The organism is Cellulomonas dongxiuzhuiae (genome assembly GCF_018623035.1).
GTDB classification, from domain to species: domain Bacteria; phylum Actinomycetota; class Actinomycetes; order Actinomycetales; family Cellulomonadaceae; genus Cellulomonas; species Cellulomonas dongxiuzhuiae.
The window spans coordinates 3,425,051-3,444,760 of record NZ_CP076023.1; the positions used below are offsets into that span (position 1 = coordinate 3,425,051).

The 19,710-nt window shown below is 76.4% G+C and carries 24 protein-coding genes; 11 read left to right on the top strand and 13 right to left on the bottom strand.

Going from position 1 to position 19,710, the window contains the following annotated elements; translation table 11 throughout:
• The 6 genes from KKR89_RS15435 to KKR89_RS15460 are packed head-to-tail and all read left to right on the top strand — an operon-like array spanning position 1 to position 5,439.
• Positions 1 to 966, top strand: a complete 966-nt coding sequence (locus KKR89_RS15435; RefSeq protein ID WP_208196220.1) for a DUF58 domain-containing protein — start codon at positions 1 to 3, stop codon at positions 964 to 966.
• The gene (locus tag KKR89_RS15440; protein ID WP_208196221.1) at positions 953 to 1,450 is read left to right on the top strand and encodes a hypothetical protein; all 498 of its coding nucleotides are present in this window, start codon (positions 953 to 955) and stop codon (positions 1,448 to 1,450) included. The genes KKR89_RS15435 and KKR89_RS15440 overlap by 14 nt, the downstream gene beginning before the upstream one ends.
• The gene (locus KKR89_RS15445; protein ID WP_208196222.1) at positions 1,444 to 2,436 is read left to right on the top strand and encodes a VWA domain-containing protein; all 993 of its coding nucleotides are present in this window, start codon (positions 1,444 to 1,446) and stop codon (positions 2,434 to 2,436) included. Before KKR89_RS15440 ends, KKR89_RS15445 begins: the two co-directional genes overlap by 7 nt.
• Positions 2,433 to 3,497, top strand: coding sequence for a VWA domain-containing protein (locus tag KKR89_RS15450; RefSeq protein WP_208196223.1), 1,065 nt, complete (start codon positions 2,433 to 2,435; stop codon positions 3,495 to 3,497). The genes KKR89_RS15445 and KKR89_RS15450 overlap by 4 nt, the downstream gene beginning before the upstream one ends.
• On the top strand, positions 3,494 to 4,585 hold the full coding sequence (locus KKR89_RS15455) for a hypothetical protein (RefSeq protein WP_208196224.1): 1,092 nt from the start codon (positions 3,494 to 3,496) through the stop codon (positions 4,583 to 4,585). Before KKR89_RS15450 ends, KKR89_RS15455 begins: the two co-directional genes overlap by 4 nt.
• A 29-nt stretch (positions 4,586 to 4,614) precedes the next feature.
• Positions 4,615 to 5,439 (top strand): Cof-type HAD-IIB family hydrolase, encoded by an 825-nt coding sequence (locus tag KKR89_RS15460; RefSeq protein ID WP_372438575.1) that lies wholly within the window; start codon positions 4,615 to 4,617, stop codon positions 5,437 to 5,439.
• A gap of 24 nt (positions 5,440 to 5,463) precedes the next feature.
• Here the strand turns inward: KKR89_RS15460 and KKR89_RS15465 are convergent, their stop codons facing one another.
• The 9 genes from KKR89_RS15465 to KKR89_RS15505 form a co-directional block, all read right to left on the bottom strand.
• Complete coding sequence (locus KKR89_RS15465; protein WP_208196225.1) at positions 5,464 to 6,225, bottom strand: PIG-L deacetylase family protein; 762 nt, start codon at positions 6,223 to 6,225, stop codon at positions 5,464 to 5,466.
• A gap of 71 nt (positions 6,226 to 6,296) precedes the next feature.
• Positions 6,297 to 6,824, bottom strand: a complete 528-nt coding sequence (locus tag KKR89_RS15470; protein WP_208196226.1) for an O-acetyl-ADP-ribose deacetylase — start codon at positions 6,822 to 6,824, stop codon at positions 6,297 to 6,299.
• Between the two features lie 512 nt (positions 6,825 to 7,336).
• On the bottom strand, positions 7,337 to 7,774 hold the full coding sequence (gene dtd, locus KKR89_RS15475; RefSeq protein ID WP_208196227.1) for a D-aminoacyl-tRNA deacylase: 438 nt from the start codon (positions 7,772 to 7,774) through the stop codon (positions 7,337 to 7,339).
• Positions 7,775 to 7,784: 10 nt separating this feature from the next.
• Entirely contained in the window at positions 7,785 to 8,768 is a 984-nt protein-coding gene (locus tag KKR89_RS15480; RefSeq protein ID WP_208196228.1) for an asparaginase, read from the bottom strand.
• Positions 8,765 to 9,106: a DUF2516 family protein gene (locus KKR89_RS15485; protein ID WP_208196229.1), complete on the bottom strand. Its 342-nt coding sequence runs from the start codon at positions 9,104 to 9,106 to the stop codon at positions 8,765 to 8,767. The genes KKR89_RS15480 and KKR89_RS15485 overlap by 4 nt, the downstream gene beginning before the upstream one ends.
• A gap of 47 nt (positions 9,107 to 9,153) precedes the next feature.
• The gene (locus KKR89_RS15490; protein ID WP_251140918.1) at positions 9,154 to 10,290 is read right to left on the bottom strand and encodes an FUSC family protein; all 1,137 of its coding nucleotides are present in this window, start codon (positions 10,288 to 10,290) and stop codon (positions 9,154 to 9,156) included.
• A complete protein-coding gene (gene ygfZ / locus KKR89_RS15495) occupies positions 10,287 to 11,498 on the bottom strand; it encodes a CAF17-like 4Fe-4S cluster assembly/insertion protein YgfZ (protein WP_208196230.1) in 1,212 nt (403 codons plus the stop codon). Before ygfZ ends, KKR89_RS15490 begins: the two co-directional genes overlap by 4 nt.
• 1 nt (position 11,499) lies before the next feature.
• Entirely contained in the window at positions 11,500 to 12,102 is a 603-nt protein-coding gene (locus tag KKR89_RS15500) for an FABP family protein (RefSeq protein WP_208196231.1), read from the bottom strand.
• 255 nt (positions 12,103 to 12,357) lie between these two features.
• A complete protein-coding gene (locus KKR89_RS15505; protein WP_208196232.1) occupies positions 12,358 to 13,092 on the bottom strand; it encodes a hypothetical protein in 735 nt (244 codons plus the stop codon).
• 204 nt (positions 13,093 to 13,296) lie between these two features.
• On the opposite strand from KKR89_RS15505, the gene KKR89_RS15510 reads away from it, so the two are divergent.
• From KKR89_RS15510 to KKR89_RS15520, 3 genes are all read left to right on the top strand, one after another.
• Entirely contained in the window at positions 13,297 to 14,022 is a 726-nt protein-coding gene (locus tag KKR89_RS15510) for a winged helix-turn-helix transcriptional regulator (RefSeq protein WP_191784674.1), read from the top strand.
• Between the two features lie 150 nt (positions 14,023 to 14,172).
• On the top strand, positions 14,173 to 15,516 hold the full coding sequence (gene nhaA / locus KKR89_RS15515; protein WP_208196233.1) for a Na+/H+ antiporter NhaA: 1,344 nt from the start codon (positions 14,173 to 14,175) through the stop codon (positions 15,514 to 15,516).
• 10 nt (positions 15,517 to 15,526) lie between these two features.
• Positions 15,527 to 16,450 carry an alpha/beta fold hydrolase gene (locus tag KKR89_RS15520; RefSeq protein ID WP_208196234.1) on the top strand — a complete coding sequence of 308 codons (924 nt, stop codon included), beginning with the start codon at positions 15,527 to 15,529 and terminating at the stop codon, positions 16,448 to 16,450.
• Here the strand turns inward: KKR89_RS15520 and nth are convergent.
• Positions 16,440 to 17,138, bottom strand: a complete 699-nt coding sequence (nth, locus tag KKR89_RS15525; RefSeq protein WP_251140919.1) for an endonuclease III — start codon at positions 17,136 to 17,138, stop codon at positions 16,440 to 16,442. The two genes, KKR89_RS15520 and nth, sit on opposite strands and share 11 nt — an antisense overlap.
• A 155-nt stretch (positions 17,139 to 17,293) precedes the next feature.
• On the opposite strand from nth, the gene KKR89_RS15530 reads away from it, so the two are divergent.
• Together KKR89_RS15530 and KKR89_RS15535 are read left to right on the top strand one after the other, a co-directional pair.
• Positions 17,294 to 17,707 carry a hypothetical protein gene (locus KKR89_RS15530; protein ID WP_208196235.1) on the top strand — a complete coding sequence of 138 codons (414 nt, stop codon included), beginning with the start codon at positions 17,294 to 17,296 and terminating at the stop codon, positions 17,705 to 17,707.
• Positions 17,708 to 17,877: 170 nt separating this feature from the next.
• Positions 17,878 to 18,555, top strand: coding sequence for a Crp/Fnr family transcriptional regulator (locus tag KKR89_RS15535; RefSeq protein ID WP_307802219.1), 678 nt, complete (start codon positions 17,878 to 17,880; stop codon positions 18,553 to 18,555).
• 37 nt (positions 18,556 to 18,592) lie between these two features.
• On the opposite strand, the gene KKR89_RS15540 is transcribed toward KKR89_RS15535, so the two are convergent.
• From KKR89_RS15540 to KKR89_RS15550, 3 genes are read right to left on the bottom strand one after another with little or no spacing between them, the layout of a single operon-like run.
• Positions 18,593 to 19,096, bottom strand: a complete 504-nt coding sequence (locus tag KKR89_RS15540) for a RidA family protein (RefSeq protein ID WP_208196236.1) — start codon at positions 19,094 to 19,096, stop codon at positions 18,593 to 18,595.
• On the bottom strand, positions 19,093 to 19,254 hold the full coding sequence (locus KKR89_RS15545) for a hypothetical protein (RefSeq protein ID WP_208196237.1): 162 nt from the start codon (positions 19,252 to 19,254) through the stop codon (positions 19,093 to 19,095). The genes KKR89_RS15540 and KKR89_RS15545 overlap by 4 nt, the downstream gene beginning before the upstream one ends.
• Positions 19,255 to 19,292: 38 nt before the next feature.
• Entirely contained in the window at positions 19,293 to 19,565 is a 273-nt protein-coding gene (locus tag KKR89_RS15550) for a WhiB family transcriptional regulator (protein ID WP_208196403.1), read from the bottom strand.
• Between the last annotated feature and the right edge of the window lie 145 nt (positions 19,566 to 19,710).

Genomic DNA, 19,710 nt, shown 5'->3' on the forward strand with positions numbered 1-19,710 from the left:
GTGCCCGCCCGGTCCCGTCTCGCGCTGGTGCGCGCGCGCCTGCAGCTGCCGACGCTGCGGCGCGCCACCGGCCTGCTCGACGGACGGCACCGCGCGGTGTGGAAGGGCCACGGCGACGAGGTCGACGACCTGCACGTCTACACGCCCGGGGACGACGTGGGCGACATCGACTGGCGGGCGTCGGCGCGCTCGGCGCAGCCCGTCGTCAAGCGCTACGAGGCGACCTCGAACGTCGGCCTCGTCCTGGTCGTCGACACCGGACGGCACATGTGCGCGACGTCGGCGGGCGGTGAGCCCAAGCACGAGGTCGCCCAGCTCGTCGCCGACGTGGTGGCGCACCTCGCGCACCAGCGCGGCGACCGCGTGTCGCTCGTCGCGGGCGATGCGGGCCGCGTGCTCGAGGTCCCGGCGGGCACCGGCACGACGCACCTCGAGGTGCTGCTGCGACGCGTCGAGCGCGCGTTCGACCCGGACGCCCCCGAGGGTGACCTCGCGCGGCTCCTCGACCGGGTGCTGCGCCGCACGGCACGGCGCTCGCTGGTCGTCGTCGTGACGGACGAGGCGCGGCCGGGGGTGGCCGACGAGCGCGCCCTGGCGCGCCTGCGCACCCGGCACGAGGTGATGGTCGTGCAGGTCGTCGACGCCGACCTGTTCGCGGACCGTCTGGGGGCGGCGCCGGGCACGCTCGCGGGCGGGTCGGCCGCCGCGGACCGCGGCCGGCCGGTCGTGGCGCCGGTGCGCGGGCGGCCCGTGCGGGACGTCGTCAGCGGCTGGTCCCTGCCGGCCTACCTGCGGGGCCGGCGCGGCGTGCGTGAGGCGGTGGCCGCGGCCCGCACGGCCCGGCACGCGGAGGTCGAGCGGCGCACGCGCGGCCTGGGGGTCACGTCGGTGACGGTCGAGAGCACGCACGACGTGCTGGACGAGATGGTCGCGCTGCTGGGGAGGTCGCGTCGTGCCGGGCGCTGAGCTGGTCGACCCCGTGGCGTACGCGCCGTGGTGGCCGTGGGTCTCGCTCGCGATCGCCGTCGCGGTCGTCGCGTGGTTCGTGTGGGTGGTGCGCTCGACGCGCGCGCCCGCGCCCACGGCACCGACCGCTCCGCCGGGACCCGCCACGGCTCCCCCGGCGCCGACGTCCCGGAGGGACCCGTACGCCGCCCTGCGCGGCACGACGCTCGCTCGTCTCGACGAGGTCGAGCGCCGCTACCGGGCCCGTGAGGTCGACACCCGCGCGGCGAACCTCGAGATCCGGTACGTGCTGCGCGAGTTCGCGACGGCGCGCACGGGCGTCGACACGTCCGCGATGACCGCGTCCGCGGCGCGCGCCGACCGCCGGACCCGTCCCCTCGCGTCGCTCCTGGAGGGCACGGCCGTGCCGACGTTCGCGGCGACGTCACGCGCGCGGGTCGCGCGCTCGCTGGCCGAGGCGCGCAAGCGGGTGCGGGCGTGGTGACGCGCGAGGGGCTCGAGGTGCCGTGGCTGGTGCCGGTGGTCCTGGGGGTCGTGGTCGCCGCGCTCGTCGTCGGGCTGCTGGTGCGGGACCGGCGCGGGACGACGCCCGTGGCCAACACCGACGACCTGCGGGCCGTGCCGGCGCTGCGGGCCTGGCGCGTCCGCTACCGGGCGCTGCGCGTCGGCCTCGCGCTCGCGGTCGCCGCGGCCGCGGTGGGGGCCGCGCTGCTCGCCGCGCGTCCCGTCACCGTGCAGGAGCGCACGCGCGAGCTCGCCAACCGGGACATCGTCCTGTGCCTCGACGTGTCGGGGTCGATGCTGGACTACGACGAGCGCGTCGTGGAGACGTTCGAGCAGCTCGTCGACGGCTTCACCGGCGAGCGCGTCGCGCTGTCGGTGTTCGACTCGACCTCCGCGACGGTGTTCCCCCTGACGGACGACTACGAGCTGGTCACCACGCAGCTGCGCACGGCCCGTGAGGCGTTCACCGACCTGGAGTCCGACGCGGCGACCGACGTCCTGCGGGGCACGGCCGGGCTCGAGGGGCAGGCGTCGCTCATCGGGGACGGCGTCGCGTCGTGCGCGATGCTGTTCGACCAGTACGACGCCGACCGGTCCCGCTCCGTTGTCCTCGCGACGGACAACGAGGTGTGGGGCAGCCCGGTGTACTCGCTGCCCGACGCCGCCGCGCTCGCGGCGTCCCGCGGCGTCGTCCTGCACGCGCTGTACCCCGACGAGGACCGGGACCTGGGTGCCGCGACCGCGGCCGAGCTGCGGATCGCCGCCCAGGGCACGGGCGGCACGTTCGCCGCCGCGCAGGACGCGGGCGCGGTGCCCGCGATCCTCGAGCAGGTGCAGGCCGGGCAGCTCGCGGCCATGCAGGCCGAGCCGGAGCGCGTCGTCACGGACGACGACGACCCGTGGGTGCGGCTGCTGTACGCCGCCGGGCTCGGCGTCGTGCTGCTCGCGTGGCGGGTGCGCGCATGAGCGCCCGTGCGGTCGTGCCGGTGGTCGTCGTGCTGGTCACGGCGCTGCCGGTGCTCGGCCTGTGCATCGCGCAGGCGCTGGGGCTCGGGCTGCGGCGCGGCCGGGTCCGGCGGTCCGACGCGCCACGGGCGGGCACGTGGACGTGGTGGCGACGGGCCGCTCTCGTCGTCGTCCTGGGCGTCGTGGGGCTGACGCCGACCGTCGCCGTGACGCAGGCCGGCGGCGCACGCGTGGGCGTGCAGCTGTGGTTCGTGGTCGACCGCACGGGCTCGATGGCCGCCGAGGACTGGGGCCCCGGCGACCCCGTGGTGCGCGCGCCCGGGCTGGCGCCCGTGCCGGCGGTGCAGCGCCTCGACGGCGTCCGGCACGACGTGGTCTCCCTGGCGGGCGACGTGCCCGGCGCGTTCTACTCGGTCGTCGCCTTCGCCGACGAGGCGGGCACGCAGCTGCCCCTGACGGACGACGCGACGGCCGTGCGCGCGTGGGCGCAGACCGTGACGCAGGAGGTCACGGCCGGGTCGGCGGGCACGCGCCGCGACCGCGCCCTCGAGGTGCTGGAGCGCTCGCTGCGTGACGCGCAGGACCGTGACCCGGGCATGGTGCGACTGGTGTTCTACCTCTCCGACGGCGAGCAGACCGCGGACGAGGAGCCCGGCACGTTCGCGTCGATCGCGCCGCTCGTCGACGGCGGTGCCGTGCTCGGGTACGGGACGCCGGCCGGCGCACCGATGCGCACGTACGACGGCACGGTCGACCCCGAGGCCGACTACATCCCCGACCCCGACGACCCGTCGCGCCCCGCGTTGTCGCGGGCCGACGAGCCCGCGCTGCGGCAGGTCGCGGCCGAGCTCGGCGTGCCGTACGTCCACCGCGACGGCCCGACGAGCACCGCCGACCTCGTCGCCGACGTCGACCTGGACGCGGTCGCGGCCGACGGGCGCACGGACGTCAGCGCACGGCGCGACGTCGTGTGGCCGTTCGCGCTCGCGGCCGGCGTGCTGCTCGCCGCGGAGGCCTGGACGTGGGCGCGCGCGTCGAGCCGGTGGCGGAGGCGGCGATGAGCGGCAAGCGTGACCAGGCCCGTCGGGCGCAGCAGAAGGCGGTCCGGAACCGGGCCGCCCGGGAGGCGCGCCGGCGTGCCGTGCCCGCGCACGTGCGCCGTCGGCGCCGCCTGCTGCGGTGGAGCTGGCTGCCGGCGCTCGTGCTGCTGGGCCTCGCCGTGAACCTGCTGACGATCGGGCCCGGCTACCGCGAGGCACGGGCCGCGTACGACGCGGGCGAGGAGTGGGAGGCCGTCGACCTGTTCGACCGCGTCGACGGCTGGACCTTCGTGGAGCGCTGGAAGGGCGCGTTCAACGCCGGCACGGCCCGGTACCGCGCGGGCATGTACGGCAGCGCGATCCAGCACCTCGACGAGGCGCTGGAGTCCGTGCCCGACGAGCACCGCTGCGACGTCCAGACCAACCGTGCCCTCGCGCTGCAGGCGGAGGAGCAGGACACGCGCGAGGAGGCCGAGGAGCAGCTCGCGTACGTCGAGGAGCTCGCCGCGGCCCTCGCGGCGCAGGCCGCGGGCGAGCCGTACGACGCCGAGCTCCTCGAGCCGCCGTACGAGGGCGCCGACGACCCGACCGTCGCGGACGAGCTGGGCTTCGCGGGGTTCCTGCTGCGGATGGCCGCCGACCACGCCGCGCTCGCGGCCGAGGCGCTCGCCGACCCGGCGTGCACCCCGCCGCCCTCGCAGGGCGGCGGCGGACAGGACGAGCAGGACCAGCAGGACCAGGGCGGCGGCGGGCAGGACGAGCAGGACCAGGGCGGCGGGGGCCAGGACGCGGCGCCGACGCCGCAGCAGGAGGCCGAGCAGCGCATGCAGGAGCTGCTGGACCTGGCCACCGACGTCGAGCGCCTCGCGCAGGCCGCGCAGGACGGCACCCTCGAGGGCGCACCGACCCCCGGCGCGGGCGGTCAGGAGGCACCGGACCCGGCGCAGGCCGAGGCGCAGCGTCAGGAGGCGCTCGCGGAGCGCAACCAGCAGGCCGGTGGCGGCGGTGGCGGCCAGCCCGCACCCTCGGGCGGCGACGGCACGGGCACGACCCCCGGCGGCGGTGACGGCCCCGGCACGGGCGGGAGCGGCGGCACCCGCAACTGGTGAGCCGGTGCGAGGATCAGCCCGTGCCCCCCATCCCGTTGCCCCGCCTCGCCGTCGTCCCCGACGTGCGTCTCGTCGCCGTCGACATGGACGGCTCGTTGCTCGACGACGCCAAGCGTGTCGACGCGTCGTTCTGGCCGCTGCTCGACACCCTCGTGGCGCGCGGTGTGACGGTGTGCCCGGCGAGCGGCCGGCAGTACGCGACCCTGCGCCGCCAGCTGGGGCGGGACGACCTGGTGTACGTGGCGGAGAACGGTGCGCACGTGGTGCGCGACGGCGGCACGCTGGCCGTGCACGGTCTCGAGGCGACCGTGGCCCGCGACGTCGTGCGTGCGGTCCGCCGGTCGGCCGCCGCGGGTGCGGACGTGGGCGTCGTGCTCTGCGGCCTGCGCAGCGCGTACGTCGAGCGCGTCGACGCCCCGTTCCTGGCGCAGTGCGAGCCGTACTACGCCCTGCTGGAGCAGGTGCCGGACCTGACGGCCGTGCAGGACACGGTGCTCAAGGTCGCGGTGTACGACTTCGGCCCGGCCGCGACCGGCGCGGGTCCGGCGCTCGCGCCGTTCGGTGGCGTGGCCCGCGTCCTGGTCAGCGGCGAGCACTGGGTCGACGTCATGAGCCCGGACGCGGACAAGGGCCACGCGCTGCGTGACGTGCAGCGCGCCCTGGGCGTCGGCCCGGAGCAGACGGTCGCGTTCGGCGACTACTTCAACGACGTGGGCATGCTCGAGGCCGCGCACTGGTCGTTCGCGATGGACAACGCGCACCCCGACGTCCGGGCGCGGGCGCGGTTCGTCGCACCGTCGAACAACGACAACGGCGTCGTGCGCACGCTGCGCGAGCTGCTGCGCCTGGGCTGAGCCCGCCGCGGCGGTGCGACGCGGTCAGGCTGTGCCGTCGAGCACCGGCGGCGGGGCCTGCAGGTCGATGGCGCGCAGCGTCACGGCGTGCTCGACGCCCACCACGCGGCCCTGGGCGGCGGTGAGCGCGGGGACGAGCGCCGCCGGTGCCGGGTGCCAGGGCAGCAGCGCCAGGTACTCGCGGTGCGCCTCGAGCGACGCGATGCCGCGCTGCAGCGCCTCCCCGGTGACGTCGACGCCGTGCGTGGGGTGCGGGTCACCCGCGACCAGCAGCCAGCGCACCGCGCACGGCTCGAGCCCCTCGTCCAGCAGCTCGGGGAAGACCCACCGGTTGCCGGCGTCGCGCACGGCGTCGGCGGCGGCCAGGCCCGCGGCCCGGTGGTCGGCCTGGTTGAGGCCGACCGGGGTCTCCTCGGCCCACGTGGCGGTGAGCACGGCGTCGGGGCGGAACCGGCGGATCGCGGCGGCGATGTCGCGGCGCAGCGCGAGCCCGTACTGGAGCACGCCGTCCGGGTGCTCGAGGAAGTCGACCTGCGTGACGCCGACGGCGGCCGAGCCCGCGACCTGCTCGCGCACGCGCACCTGGGCCGTGCGGGCGGGGTCGGACGCGTCCATGCCGGCCTCGCCGCGCGTGAGCAGCAGGTAGGCGACCTCGACGCCCCGTGCGGTCCACGACGCGACGGCGGCGGAGGTCCCGTACTCGAGGTCGTCGGGGTGCGCGACGACGCACAGCATCCGCGTGAGCGCGTCGTCGGGCAGCAGTGGCAGGCTCGTGGGCTCGGACATGGCCCCACGCTAGGACGGGCACCCGGCGGCGGCACCCCGAGGTCGGGAGGGGCGGCGTGCCCGCGCCGCGGTCAGCCGCGTGCGAGCGCGTCGTCGAAGGCCGCGAGCAGCGGCGGGGAGAACAGCACGAAACGGAGCGACGTCACGGTCGTCGCCGGGTGGGCGTCGAGCCACGAGCGCGCGGCACCGACCGCGACCTCGGCCACCTGGGCGGCGTCCCACCCGTAGACGCCCGCGCCGACGGCCGGCAGCGCGATGCTCGTGGCCCCGAGCCCGTCGCTGACGTCGAGGCTCGCGGTGAAGCACGACGCGAGCAGCGCCGGGTCGCGCTCGCCGCGGTGCCGGTTCGGTCCGACGGTGTGGACGACCCAGCGCGCGGGCAGGTCGAAGGCCGGCGTCGCGACCGCGTGCCCGACCGGCAGCCCGTCCGGCAGCGCGCTGCGCCGCAGCTCGCGGCACGCGGCCAGCAGCCGGGGTCCGGCGGCCGCGTGGATGGCGCCGTCGACGCCGCCGCCGCCCAGCAGCGACGAGTTGGCGGCGTTGACGACGACGTCGACCTCCTGCCGCGTGATGTCCCCGAGCACGGTCGTGATCGCCATCCCGTCATCGTCCCCGACCACGGTCGACGACGCCCACCGGCGACGACGCCCACCGGCGCGCCGCGCGTGCGCGCCACCGCGGGGCCGTCACCCGCCGAGGTCGGCGGCGGTGCGCGGGTGCGCGCTGCACGTCCGAGCGGGTGAATCCGAGGACGGCGTCCACAGCCTGCGTCCACACCCCTGTGTCTGGCCGGTGAGTTCGCAGGTGAGCCTGTGGACGAGCCTGTGGACACGGCGGTGGACGACGACCACCCGAGAGGTCCCCTTGCGACATCCCGATGACAGGGCTAGAACCCGGGTCCCTGGTCGATGGACGCCGTCCCACCTGCACGGATGCACCCGATGACCCCGTCCTCGAGGTCCCGGTCGGCGGTCGCCCGCGACCCCCGACGACGGTCCGACACCCGTTGCTCGACGGCCCCGCCCTGTGGACGACTGCGCCGCGACGACGCGGTGCCGCCGACCGCTTCCCGCGCGCGTCCAGCAGCGGGTACCGCCTGCGAGCGCCGGGGTCAGGGCACCGGAGCCGACTCGACGAGGATCGTCACGGGCCCGTCGTTGACGAGCTCGACCGCCATGTCGGCCCCGAACCGGCCGGTCGCGACCTCGAGCCCGCGCTCCCGCAGCGCCGCCACGACGGCGTCGACCAGCGGCTCGGCGACCGCACCGGGTGCGGCCGCGTTCCACGTGGGGCGCCGGCCCTTGCGCACGTCGGCGTACAGCGTGAACTGGCTGACGACGAGCACGGGCGCCCCGACCTCGACGGCCGACCGCTCGTCGCGCAGGATCCGCAGCTCCGCGATCTTGCGCGCGACCAGCTCGACCTGCGCCGGCCCGTCCCCCGGCGTCACGCCGACGAGCGCGAGCAGCCCCGGCCGGTCGATCGCGCCGACGACCTCACCGTCCACACGCACCGCGGCGCGCGTGACGCGCTGGACGACCGCCCTCATCGCCGCCGGCTCACGCGTCGGGGCCGAACGTCGCCCGGACCGCGCCGACCGGGTGCCCGTGCCCCAGCACCGGGGTGTCCCCTGCCCCGGCGACGAGCTCGGGCGGCACACCCGCGAGCGCGAGCGCGGCGGCCAGCACCGCGGCGCGCGGCCGGCCGGAGCCGTCGAGGACCTTGAGCGCGACCGCGCTGCCGTCGGGGAGCCCGGCCGCGTAGACGCCGTCGGCCCCGTCCTTGGCCACCAGCCCCGGCACGGCCGACATGAACGCCGTGACGTCGCGGCCCGTCCCGCCGACGTGCCACGGGTGCGCTGCCATCGCGCGCCCCACGCGCGCCTCCGGCGAACCGTCGTCGCGGGCCGCGGCCGCGGCGATCGTGCCGAACGCCCGCGCCAGTCCCGTCGGCGTCGTGGACAGCAACGGTGCGCCGCAGCCGTCGACGGTGACGTGCTCGACCGGCACGCCCGTCAGCTCGACGGTGGCCGCGAGCACGGCCTGCTGCAGCGGGTGCGCCGGGTCGAGGTAGCCGTCCGTCGGCCAGCCCGCCGCGCGGCAGGTCGCGAGCATGCCCGCGTGCTTGCCGGAGCAGTTCTGCGTGAGCGGCTCGGGCCCGTGCCCCGCGGCGCGACGCTGCCACGCGGCCTCGGGCGACAACGGCCAGTCCGGGGTGTTCCGCAGGTCGTCCGCCGTCAGCCCCGCCGCGGCGAGCAGCCGCTCCACGACCTCCAGGTGCCCGGGCTCGCCCGAGTGGCTCGCACACACCAGGGCGAGGTCCGCGCCGGCGGCCGGCAGCCCGTGCCGGACCATCGCGACGGCCTGCAGCGGCTTGAGCGACGACCGCGGCCAGATGACCACGTCCGGGTCGCCGGACGCGTGCACCACCGTGCCGTCGGGCGCGAGCACGACGACGTGCCCCAGGTGCACGGACTCGACGAGGTCGCCGCGGTGCACGCGCGCGAGCGGCACCGCGCCGGCAGCGACGTCGGGGGCGCTCACCACCCGCCCCGCGACGGGCCGCCCCCGCGGCGGCCCGTGTACGGCGCGACCGCGGGCCGCACGTCGACGAGGTACACGATCGCGGCGGCCGCGCTGACGAGCGCGAGGAACGACGGGAACGGCAGCCCGATGCCCAGCGGCGGCGGGATGGAGATGAACGCGACGACGGTCGCAGCCACCAGCACCCACGTCCAGAACTGGCGCGTGCGCTTGCCGGCGGAGACGAAGGCCGCGGCAGGACGACGCAGGCAGTCGACGAGCGCCCACACCGACAGCGCGAAGATCGTCACGTAGAAGACGAGGAAGAGCACGAACTGCAGCGACCCGATGATGCCCACCCCGTGAGCCTACGAGACGCGCCCGGCGCGGCGCGGCTCCGGGGGCGTCAGAGCTCGGGCAGCGCGGCCCGCGCATCGCCCGCAGGGGCGCCGGCGGCCTCGAGCAGGTCGACGACGAGCGAGCGCAGCAGCAGCACGAGCGACTGGGACTTCCAGTCGTCGGGCGCCAGGACGTACGGGTCGAGGGCCGTGGCGAGCTGCCGCAGCCGCTCGCGCGCGGGCCGGGGGTCGTGCCCGGTGCCGATCGCGGTGGCGAGGTCGTCGGTGGCCTGCGCGGCGGACTCGACCGCGTCGGCCAGGCCGGGCGCGACGTGCTCGTCCTCGACGGCCGCGACGGACCGCCGGGTCAGCACGCGCGCGTTGCGCATCGCGCGGTCGAGCAGCACGGACTCGTCCACGAGCCTGTCCAGCTCGGGGCGGTGCCGCCGGTGCGCGGGGGCCAGCCGGACGAGCTCGGCCGCGGACCGGGCGGCGTCGCGCCACTCGTCGAGCGCCGGCTGCGACGCCCGGCCCGTCAGCAGCGCGGCCTCGACGTCCTCGACCGAGCCGCGTCGCAGGCCCCGGGCCAGCAGGTGCAGGACCGCGGCCAGCTCCAGGACGGCCGCCTGCGCGAGCGTGCGCGGGTGCCGCCGCGGGTCCGTGGGCGTGAGCAGCGCGAACGCGAGCGCGACGAGGCCGCCGACGACGGCGTCGATCCACCGGCCGAACGGCCCGCCCCCGATCTGCGGCAGCCCGACGATGACGATGGCCTGCACACCTGCTTGCGTCGTGAGCATGGGCCCGCGGTCGAGGAACCGCCCGACCAGCGCCGACCCGGCCAGGACCAGGGCCATCTGCCACAGCCCGGAGCCGATGACGTGCACCACGAGGTCCCCGGCCGCGACACCGATCGCGACCCCGCCCGCGAGCTCCGCGACGCGACGCACCGACCGGTCGAGGGAGAACCCGAGGGCGAGCCACGCGGCGACGGGGGCGAAGAACGGCATCTCGTGCCCGAAGACGTACAGGCCGATGCCGTAGGCGAGACCCGCGGCGACCGAGGCCTGCAGGATCAGCGCCCACGACGACCGCACGCGCGCCCACCCGGCGCGCACGCGCGACCTCAGGTGCAGCTGCAGGGACGCGCGCGCGGGCAGCGCGCCCCCTGCGTCTGCGGCAGGGCGCCCGCCGCCCACGGGTGTCACGCCCCGAGCATCGGGTGCTGACCTAGTCCGCGGGCCAGCGGCCCGCGCGCGGCGGGACGGTCGGGCGTCACGCCCTCGCCGTCCACGACGACCTCCTGCCCGGCGGCCACCGCACCGCCGTCGCAGTCGACGAGCAGCACGGCGTCGGTGGGCACGGAGCGCTTGACGACGGCCAGCGCGATCGGGCCCAGCTCGTGGTGCCGCGCGACGGACGTCACGCGCCCCACCTGCCGCCCGGCCTCGGCCGTCTCGGCGCCACCCGCCGTGGGTGCCGAGGCACCCGGCAGCCGCACCGCCGCCCCCACCTCGGGGACGAGGTGCCCGGAGCCGTCGAGGTGCAGCATGACGAGGCGGCGCGGCGGGCGGCCCAGGTTGTGCACGCGCGCCACCGTCTCCTGGCCGCGGTAGCAGCCCTTGTTCAGGTGGACGGCGGTGCGCAGCCAGTCGAGCTCGTGCGGGATCGTGCGGTCGTCCACCTCGTGCGACGTGCGGGGGCGCCAGGCCTCGACGCGCAGCGCCTCGGAGGCCCACGTGCCGACGAGCGGCCACCCGGCCGCCTGCCGCGTGCGCACCTCCTCGACGAGACGCTCGCGCGGCACGAGCACGATCCGCCAGCGCCGGTCGGCGCCGGGGTGCTCGTCGTCGGCGGCGCCGTAGCGCGTGCCGCCCGGGGCGGTCCGCGGCCACGGGTCGCGCCACGTCACGGGCTCCCCCTCGCCGCCCTCGGCGTCGACGGGCTCCGCGAGCGCGGCCCACGCGTCGGTGACGTCGGCGACCTCGACGCGCAGCGTGAAGCGCATGCGGTCCAGCCAGGCGGCCAGCGCGGGGGCCGTCTCGGTCAGCAGCCACGCGGTGGTGCCGTCGTCGACGAGGCCCACGGCGTGCTCGACGTGCCCGTGGGGGTCGAGCACCAGCAGCTCGGTCGACGTGCGCGGCGGGAGCGCGGCGACGTCCTGCGTGGTCAGGGAGTGCAGCCACGTGAGGCGGTCCGGGCCGGTGACGGTCACGACGCCCAGGTGCGACTGGTCGACGACGGCGCCGCCGCGGGCCAGGGCCCGCTGCTCGGCCGTCGGGTCGCCGTAGTGCCAGGCCACGCCCGCGTCGGCGCCGCCGGCGGCGACGGCGCCGTGCACCGCGAGCAGAGGGCTGCGGTGGCGCGGTGCGGCGGGCGCTGCGGCGGCGGGGGCGGTCGGGACGTCGTCGGTCATGTCAGCCCTCCACCCGGCTCAGGCGCGCGGACGCGTACGACTGCATCGGCTCGCCGAAGGCGGCGATGTCGTGGGCCCACATCAGGTCGCCCTCGACCAGGCCGTAGAGGCGCTTGCCAGCGTTGACGGCGGCACCCGTCGCCGTGTGGGCGATGAGGTCGGACGCGAGGTCGACGCGACCGTTGCCGATGGACCCGACGTACACGGCGACGTACCCCGCGGGGTCGGCGACCAGCAGCTCGACGGGGTGCTGGTCCGCCGTGAGCCCGGCGGGCCGCTCGGGCGGCACGCGCCAGTACCCGGACTCCGTGGTCCACACGGGTGCGTCGACGACGTCGGGCACGTCCTGCGGCGGCGCGTCGGGGTCGTGGTCGCCCGACGCGTCGAGGTCGATCGCCGCGACGTCGTCAGGTGCGACGACGAGCCGGACGGTGGTGCGGTACGCCAGGTAGGGACCGCCGTCGTGCGTGATCTCGAGCTCCTGGGTGAAGGCGCTCTCCTCGATCCCGGGGTAGCCCACGACGCCCTCACCGCGCCAGCGGCCGACCAACCAGGCGAGCGGGTAGACCTCGGGGGCCAGACCCTCGGGCAGCACGAACGGCACGGTGCCTCCTCGGTTCGGGTGCGTCGACGGCACGCCGTCGTCCACGGGTGACGGGCGACCGACCGGTCGCCCGTGGGGGCGCAGGTCGGCGCCAGGGCTCAGCGCTGGCCCTTGTACAGCCGGTAGGCGACGAAGCCGGCGAACCACGTGATCGTCACCGTGGCCAGCACCAGCAGACCGATGAAGAACCCCTCGAGCGCAGTCATGCACCGATCCTAACGACGCGCGGCGTCAGGATCGTCCCGGGCCACGCGATCAGGCGGCGAAGACGCGCCCGGCGACGTACACCAGGACGCCGCTGACCGTGACGGGCAGCACGACGACGGCGAGCGAGGGCAGCGTCCGGGCGAGGGCGGGGAACCGGTCGAACAGCGCGTGCATGGCGGCGACGAGGATGCCCACGCCCACCCCGAGCACGACACCTGCGACGAGCTGCACCCCGGGCAGCGCCCACCCGACGAGGGCACCGCCGCCCGTCGCGACCGCGAGGGTGATGAGGTAGACGAGCCACGCGCGGCCGCGCAGCGCGACCGCCGCCGATCCGAGCGCGAGCGCCACGGCCCCCGCGACGACCAGCTCCTTGCCGCCGTCGATCCGCGCGGTGGCCACCCACCCGGTGACGCACACGGCCAGGACCGTGCCCGCGACGGTGCCGGAGACCGACTCCACCAGCCGCAGGCGGCCGTCGCGGCGCAGCAGCTCGTTGACGAACGCGAGGACCACGGCCCCGGCGAAGACCAGCGCCATGTGCTGCAGGTACGGCTGCTCGGCCGTGAACGTGACCGCCGCGACCGAGCCGATGCCCCCGAGGCCCACCACGGCGCCCGCTCCGGGGCTGAACGGCAGCCCCGCCAGCGCGGGCCACCCGACGGCCAGGACGAGCACCAGGGCCGCGCTCACGCCGGCCAGCGGCAGCACGCCGAGGTAGCCGGCGACGGCGACCACGGCGGCCAGCACGGCGGTGAGGACGGCGCGCGTCTCGAGGCTCATCGCGCGTCCCGCCGGCCGCACGGTCGCGTCATCGCGGGGTGGGGGCGGGTCGTCGGACGGTCGTCGTGGAGCACGCGGGCGATTCTCGCAGACCCGGCGCACAGGGCCGTCCGCCACCCGGACGGGGGAGCGTGCGTGGGCGGCGGCGCTGGCGTGCCGGACCACGGGGTAACGTGTGCCCACTCTCAGCCAGGAGGTGACAGGGTGGCGGACCTGCTGCTGCTCACGCCTGCGTCCGGGGGTTCGGCACAGGTGCTACCCGCCTTGGGGCTCCTGTCCCACCGGGTCAGGGTCCTTCCCGTCGAACCGTCCGCGCTCGTGGACGCCCCGGACGCGGACATCGTCGTGCTCGACGCACGCCGCGACCTCGTCACCGCACGCACCACGTGTCGCCTGCTGCGCGCCACCGGTCTGACCGTGCCGCTGGTGCTCGTGCTCACCGAGGGCGGCCTGACGGTCGTCACCGCCGAGTGGGGCGCGAACGACATCATCCTCGAGCACGCGACGCCGGCCGAGGTCGAGACGCGGTTCCGGCTCGTCATGGAGCACGCCGCGGCGTCGTCCTACGACGACGCACCACAGGAGATCTCGTCGGGCGAGCTGACGATCGACGCCGGCGGGTACACCGCCCGGCTGCGCGGCCGCCCGCTCGACCTCACGTACAAGGAGTTCGAGCTCCTCAAGTACCTCGTGCAGCACCCGGGGCGCGTGTTCACGCGCGCCCAGCTGCTGCAGGAGGTCTGGGGCTACGACTACTACGGGGGCACGCGCACGGTCGACGTCCACGTGCGCCGGCTGCGCGCCAAGCTGGGCCCCGAGCACGAGCAGCTCATCGGCACGGTGCGCAACGTGGGCTACCGGTTCGACCCGCCCAAGGAGCGCCGCGCGGTCGACGAGCGCGCCGACGTCCCGGAGCCCGCGGGCACCTGAGGGGACGCGCCGGCGCTGCGGGCACGAGGTGGTGCGCCGCGCCGACGCGCCTCCTGGGGAGCCGCCGCGCCCACGTCGGTAGAGTCGACCCTCGGTGCGCCGGGAAGTCTGGTCGGCAACGACTCACCCGACCCCTGGAGAGGTACGCCTGTGCCCACATCACCGTCCGGCAGCCCGCAGCGACCCACGCGCACCCTGTTCTCCGCTCTGAGCAAGGGCAGCGAGCGCAACCTCGCCGACACGCTGCGCGACGAGCGCACGGGCGGCCTGCTGCTGCTCGCGGGCGCGGTCGCCGCGCTCCTGTGGGCGAACCTCGCGCCCGACTCCTACCGGGCCGTCAGCGGGACCGTCGTCGGCCCGGCCGCGCTGCACCTGGACCTCGACCTCGCGCACTGGGCGGCCGACGGCCTGCTCGCGATCTTCTTCTTCGTGGTCGGGCTCGAGCTCAAGCGCGAGATCGTCGTGGGCGAGCTGCGGCACGTGGCCACGGCGGCGCTGCCCGCCGCCGCGGCCGTCGGCGGCATGGCCGTGCCCGCGGCGATCTACCTCGCCGTCAACACCGCGATGCCCGGTGGTGCACCGCAGGGGTGGGCCGTCCCCACCGCCACCGACATCGCGTTCGCCGTGGGCGTGCTCGCGGTCGTCGGGCGCGGCGTCCCGGTCGCGCTGCGCGCCTTCCTGCTGACGCTCGCGGTCGTGGACGACCTCCTCGCGATCATCATCATCGCGGTCGGCTTCACCGACACGGTGACGGTGGGGCTGCTGGTCGGGTCGCTCGCGTGCGTCGCGGTCTTCGCGCTCGCGCTGCGACGCGGCGTGCGCACGCCCTTCCTGCTCGTCCCGCTCGCGCTCGCGTCGTGGGCGCTGCTGCACGCGTCGGGCGTGCACGCGACGATCGCCGGCGTCCTGCTGGGCTTCGCGGTGCCCGCACTGCCGGGGTCCGCCTCGCCGGGCGCGCCGGCGACCGACGAGAACGCCGACCACTCCCTCGCGGAGCGGTACGAGCACCTGTGGCGCCCCCTGTCCGCCGGGTTCGCCGTGCCGGTTTTCGCGCTGTTCGCGGCGGGCGTCACGGTCGATCTGACGTCGATCGGGGCGACCTTCGCCGACCCCGTCGCGCTCGGCGTCGTCCTGGGGCTCGTGCTCGGCAAGCCGCTCGGCATCACGCTGGCGACGGTGCTGGTCGCGCGGTTCACGCGCGCGCGGCTGGCGCCCGGGCTGGGCTGGTGGGACGTGGTCGGCGTCGGCCTGCTCGGGGGCATCGGCTTCACGGTGTCGCTGCTGGTGGCCTCGCTCGCGTTCGGTGCCGGGTCGGTCAACGACGAGCACGCGGTCGTCGGCGTGCTCGCGGCGTCCCTGCTCGCCGCGCTGGTCGGCGGCGCCGTGCTGTCGTGGCGCGGCCGCGTGCACGCTGCCCGAGCCGCCGCTGCCTCCGAGGGCAGTCCGGGGACGGACGGGCCCACGGCGGGCCACGACCCGGGGGCGACCGGGTAGGTTGCACCCGATGACCTCCGTCGACTCCGCGTCGCTCCTCATCGAGGGGCCCTGGCAGCACCGGTTCGTGACAGCGAACGGCGCCCGGTTCCACGTCGCCACGGCGGGGGACCAGGACGCGCCGCTCGTGCTGCTCCTGCACGGCGTCCCGCAGCTGTGGTGGGCGTGGCGCCACCAGCTCCCCGTGCTCGCGGCCGCCGGCTACCGCGTCGCGGCGATGGACCTGCGCGGGACCGGTGGGTCCGACAAGCCCCCGCAGGGGTACGACGTGCCGACGCTCGCGGCCGACGTCGCCGGCGTCGTGCGCTCGCTCGGCGCGGGCTCGGCGGTCGTCGTCGGCTCGGGGACGGGCGGTGACGTCGCGTGGGCGACCGCGGCGTACCACCCGCAGGTCGTGCGGGCGCTGGGCGTGCTGGGCGCACCGCACCCGCTGGACGCCCTCGCGGTGCCGCGCACCCCGCCCGGCCCCGCAGCCGCGGCGGTGCTGGCGTTCGCGCAGCTGCCGTCGCTGCCGGAGCGCTCGATGGTGCGCGGCGACCTCGTGGACCGCATGCTCACGCACTGGGGCGGCGTCCCCGGGCTGCCCGGGCGCGAGGCGACCGCGACGTACCGCCGCGCCGTGCGCGTGCCGTTCGCGGCGCACAGCCAGCTCGAGCTGCTGCGGTGGCTGGTGCGCTCGACGCCCCGGCCCGACGGCCGCCGGTACCGCGCGGTGCTGCGGGCCGCACGTCCGGTCCCGGTGCTGCAGGTCCACGGCCTGCGCGACGGGCTCCGGCCCGCGTCGTCGGCGGCGCTGCGGTCGACGACGGCAGCCCGCCCCTACCGCCTGGAGCTGGTGCACGCCGCCGGGCACTACCTGACGGACCAGGCGCCCGGCCTGGTGGGAGAGCTGCTCGTGGACTGGCTGACCGAGGTCGACGCCGTCAGCCCTTGAGCATCGCCGCAGCCTTGACGGGGTCCGTCTCGCCGATGCCCGCCGACGGGCAGAGCGCCGCGACCGGGCACGCCCCGCACGCGGGGCGCCGGGCGAAGCACGTGCGCCGCCCGTGGAAGATCAGCCGGTGCGACGCCATCGTCCACTCCCGCCGCTCCAGCAGCGCCCCGAGCTCGGCCTCGATGACGACGGGGTCCTCGCTCGTGGTGTAGCCGAGCCGCTGCGACAGCCGCTGCACGTGCGTGTCGACCGCGATCCCCGGCACGCCGAACGCGTTGCCGAGCACGACGTTGGCGGTCTTGCGGCCCACGCCCGGCAGCGTCACCAGGTCCTCCATCCGGCGCGGCACCTGCCCGCCGAAGCGCTCCACCAGGGCCGTCCCGATGCCGACCACGGCCTGCGCCTTGGCACGGTAGAACCCGACGGGCTGCAGCACGTCCTCGAGGTCCCGCACGTCGGCACCGGCCATCGCGGCGGCGTCCGGCCACCGGTCGAAGACCTCGGGCGTGGTGGCGTTGACGCGGACGTCGGTGGTCTGCGCCGACAGCACCGTCGCGATCAGCAGCTCCAGCGGGTTGCGGAAGTTCAGCTCGCAGCGCGCGTCGGGGTACCGCTCGGTCAGCAGCCGGTCGACGCGACGGGCGCGTCGTGTCCGGGCGAGCTGGCTCTCCTGCACAGGTGCGTCCACGCCGTGAGCCTACGTGGCGCAGGCCACACTCCCGCCCGCGTGCGTGGTACGGACCGCGTCGTGGCCGCCTGCGCGTTGCTCCTGGCGGGTGAACAGACCGTCAGGATCACCCCGGAACGGTCAAGTGCCCGCCGCGTCGGACCGAGTCCCCTGACGTGACGTCGCCCGTCGAACCCCTGCACCACCTGCGCCTCGAGCGCCGCGCGCTGCGCGCCGAGCGCGACCGGGTGGGCTGGTGGCGCCGCGTCGTGCGGGCCCGTATGGATCTCGCCGTCGCCGGTGCAGCGGGGCCCGGCGCGCTCGGCGAGGAGGTCGCCTTCGTGCTGCCGCTCGAGGTGTCCCTGCGGGTGCCGCGACCGGGTGAGCTGCACGAGGCGCTGCCGGGCGGCGACGCGGGGCACGAGGTCGGCCGGCTCACGGCGCTGCGCTCCCTCGACCAGCGGCTGGCCGCCTACGAGGCCGGCGTCGCCGAGGCGCTCGAGCGCGCCACCGGGCGTCTGGTCGCACGGCTGGCCGACGACCCGGCGGCCGCGGCGTACCCGCGGAGGGCCGCAGCCGACGGTCTCTGACGGCCCTGCGGGACGTCGCGAGCCCGCGAACTTGCGCCCTGCACCCCTCTGCACGCGGTGCCGACGCGCGCCGTCCCCCGGATGGGGCAGACTGGCAGACGGGCGTCCGGCCCTGCTGCCGGACAGGACGCGGCCCGCGCTCGATCGCGGGAAGAGGGGAAGGAACCGCCGTGGCGGAGGACATCGTGCTGACGGCGCCACTGTTCGCGGGCATGGACGAGGAGTCGTCCCGGGCACTCATCGACTCGATGAAGGTGCTCGACGCCTCGCGGGGTGACGTGCTGTTCCACGAGGGCGAGCCGGGCGACCGGCTCTACCTGGTGCGTGACGGCAAGATCAAGCTGGGGCGTCGCTCCAACGACGGGCGCGAGAACCTCCTCGCCGTGCTCGGCCCGGGCGAGATGTTCGGCGAGCTGTCGCTGTTCGATCCCGGCCCGCGCACCGCGACCGCGACGGTCGTCGCGGACGCCGTCGTCCTCGAGCTGGGCCACCGCGACCTCATCACGTGGCTGGCGGACAAGCCGATGGTCGCCGAGCACCTGCTGCAGGCGCTCGCGCGGCGGCTGCGCCGCACCAACGAGGCCCTGGCGGACCTGGTGTTCTCCGACGTCCCGGGCCGCGTCGCCAAGGCGCTGCTCGACCTGTCGACGCGCTTCGGTCAGCAGGTCGACGAGGGCATCCGGGTGGCGCACGACCTGACGCAGGAGGAGCTCGCGCAGCTCGTTGGTGCGTCGCGCGAGACGGTCAACAAGGCGCTCGCCGACTTCGCCGCGCGCGGCTGGGTGCGGCGCGAGGGCCGCGCGGTCGTGCTGCTCGACGTCGACCGCCTGGAGCGGCGCGCACGCTGAGCACGCGGGGCCGGCCGCGACGGCCGGCCCCGGCGCGTCAGTCCGTCTCGACGACGATCTCGATCTCGAGGGGTGCGTCCATCGGCAGCACCGCGACGCCCACGGCGGAGCGTGCGTGGATGCCGGCGTCCCCGAAGACCTCGTGCAGCAGCAGGCTCGTGCCGTTGACGACGGCCGGCTGCCCGGTGAACGCCGCGTCGCTCGCGACGAAGCCGACGACCTTGACGACGCGGCGCACACGGTCGAGGGCCCGTGCGGGGTCGTCGTCCGGGCCCTCCGCGGCGAGCAGCGCACCCACGGCCGCCAGCGCGTTGAGGCCCGCGGTTCGCGCGAGCGCGACGGCCGTCTCGACGTCGACCTCGGCACCGAGCTTGCCCGTCACCGGCAGGGCACCCGCCACGAACGGCAGCTGCCCGGACGTCCAGACGTGGGCGCCGCTGCGCACGGCCGGCACGTAGGCGGCCAGGGGCGCCGCGACGTCCGGCAGGGTCAGGCCCAGCTCGGCCAGGCGTGCCGCGACGCGGCCCTCGCCCGCGCTCACGCGACCGGCTTGGGCCGCTTGAGGTAGGCCACGAGCCCGGCGTCGGGACCCTGGATCACCGTCACGAGCTCCCACCCGTCCGACCCCCACTGGTCGAGGATCGCCTTGGTGGCATGGATGATGAGCGGAACGGTCACGTACTCCCACTGGGTCGCCATGCGCCCACCCTAGTGGCGCCCCCGGCCGGTGGAAGCGCTCACACGACCCCCGCCAGAGCGACGAACGTCGGACCCGTGCCGACGAGCTCGGCGCGCCACGACACGACGTCGGGACGACGGCGCAGCAGCGCCCGCCGCTCGCGCTCGGTCATACCGCCCCAGACGCCGAAGTCGGCGCGGCTGTCGAGCGCGTCGGCCAGGCAGTCGAGCCGTACCGGGCAGCCCTGGCACACGGCGCGCGCCTCACGCTGCGCGGCGCCCTCGACGAACAGCGCGTCGGGCGCCTGCTTGCCCTGGCCGCAGGACGCCATCGCCGTCCAGTGACCCTCGTACCCCTGTGCCCCCAGGCCTGCCACGTGTTCCTCCGCGTGTCTCTCCCAGCGTGTCGCCGCCGTGACGGTATCGGCACGGAGGAGGTCCTGACGAGACCCCGGACGGGTCTTTTCCGCCGAACGG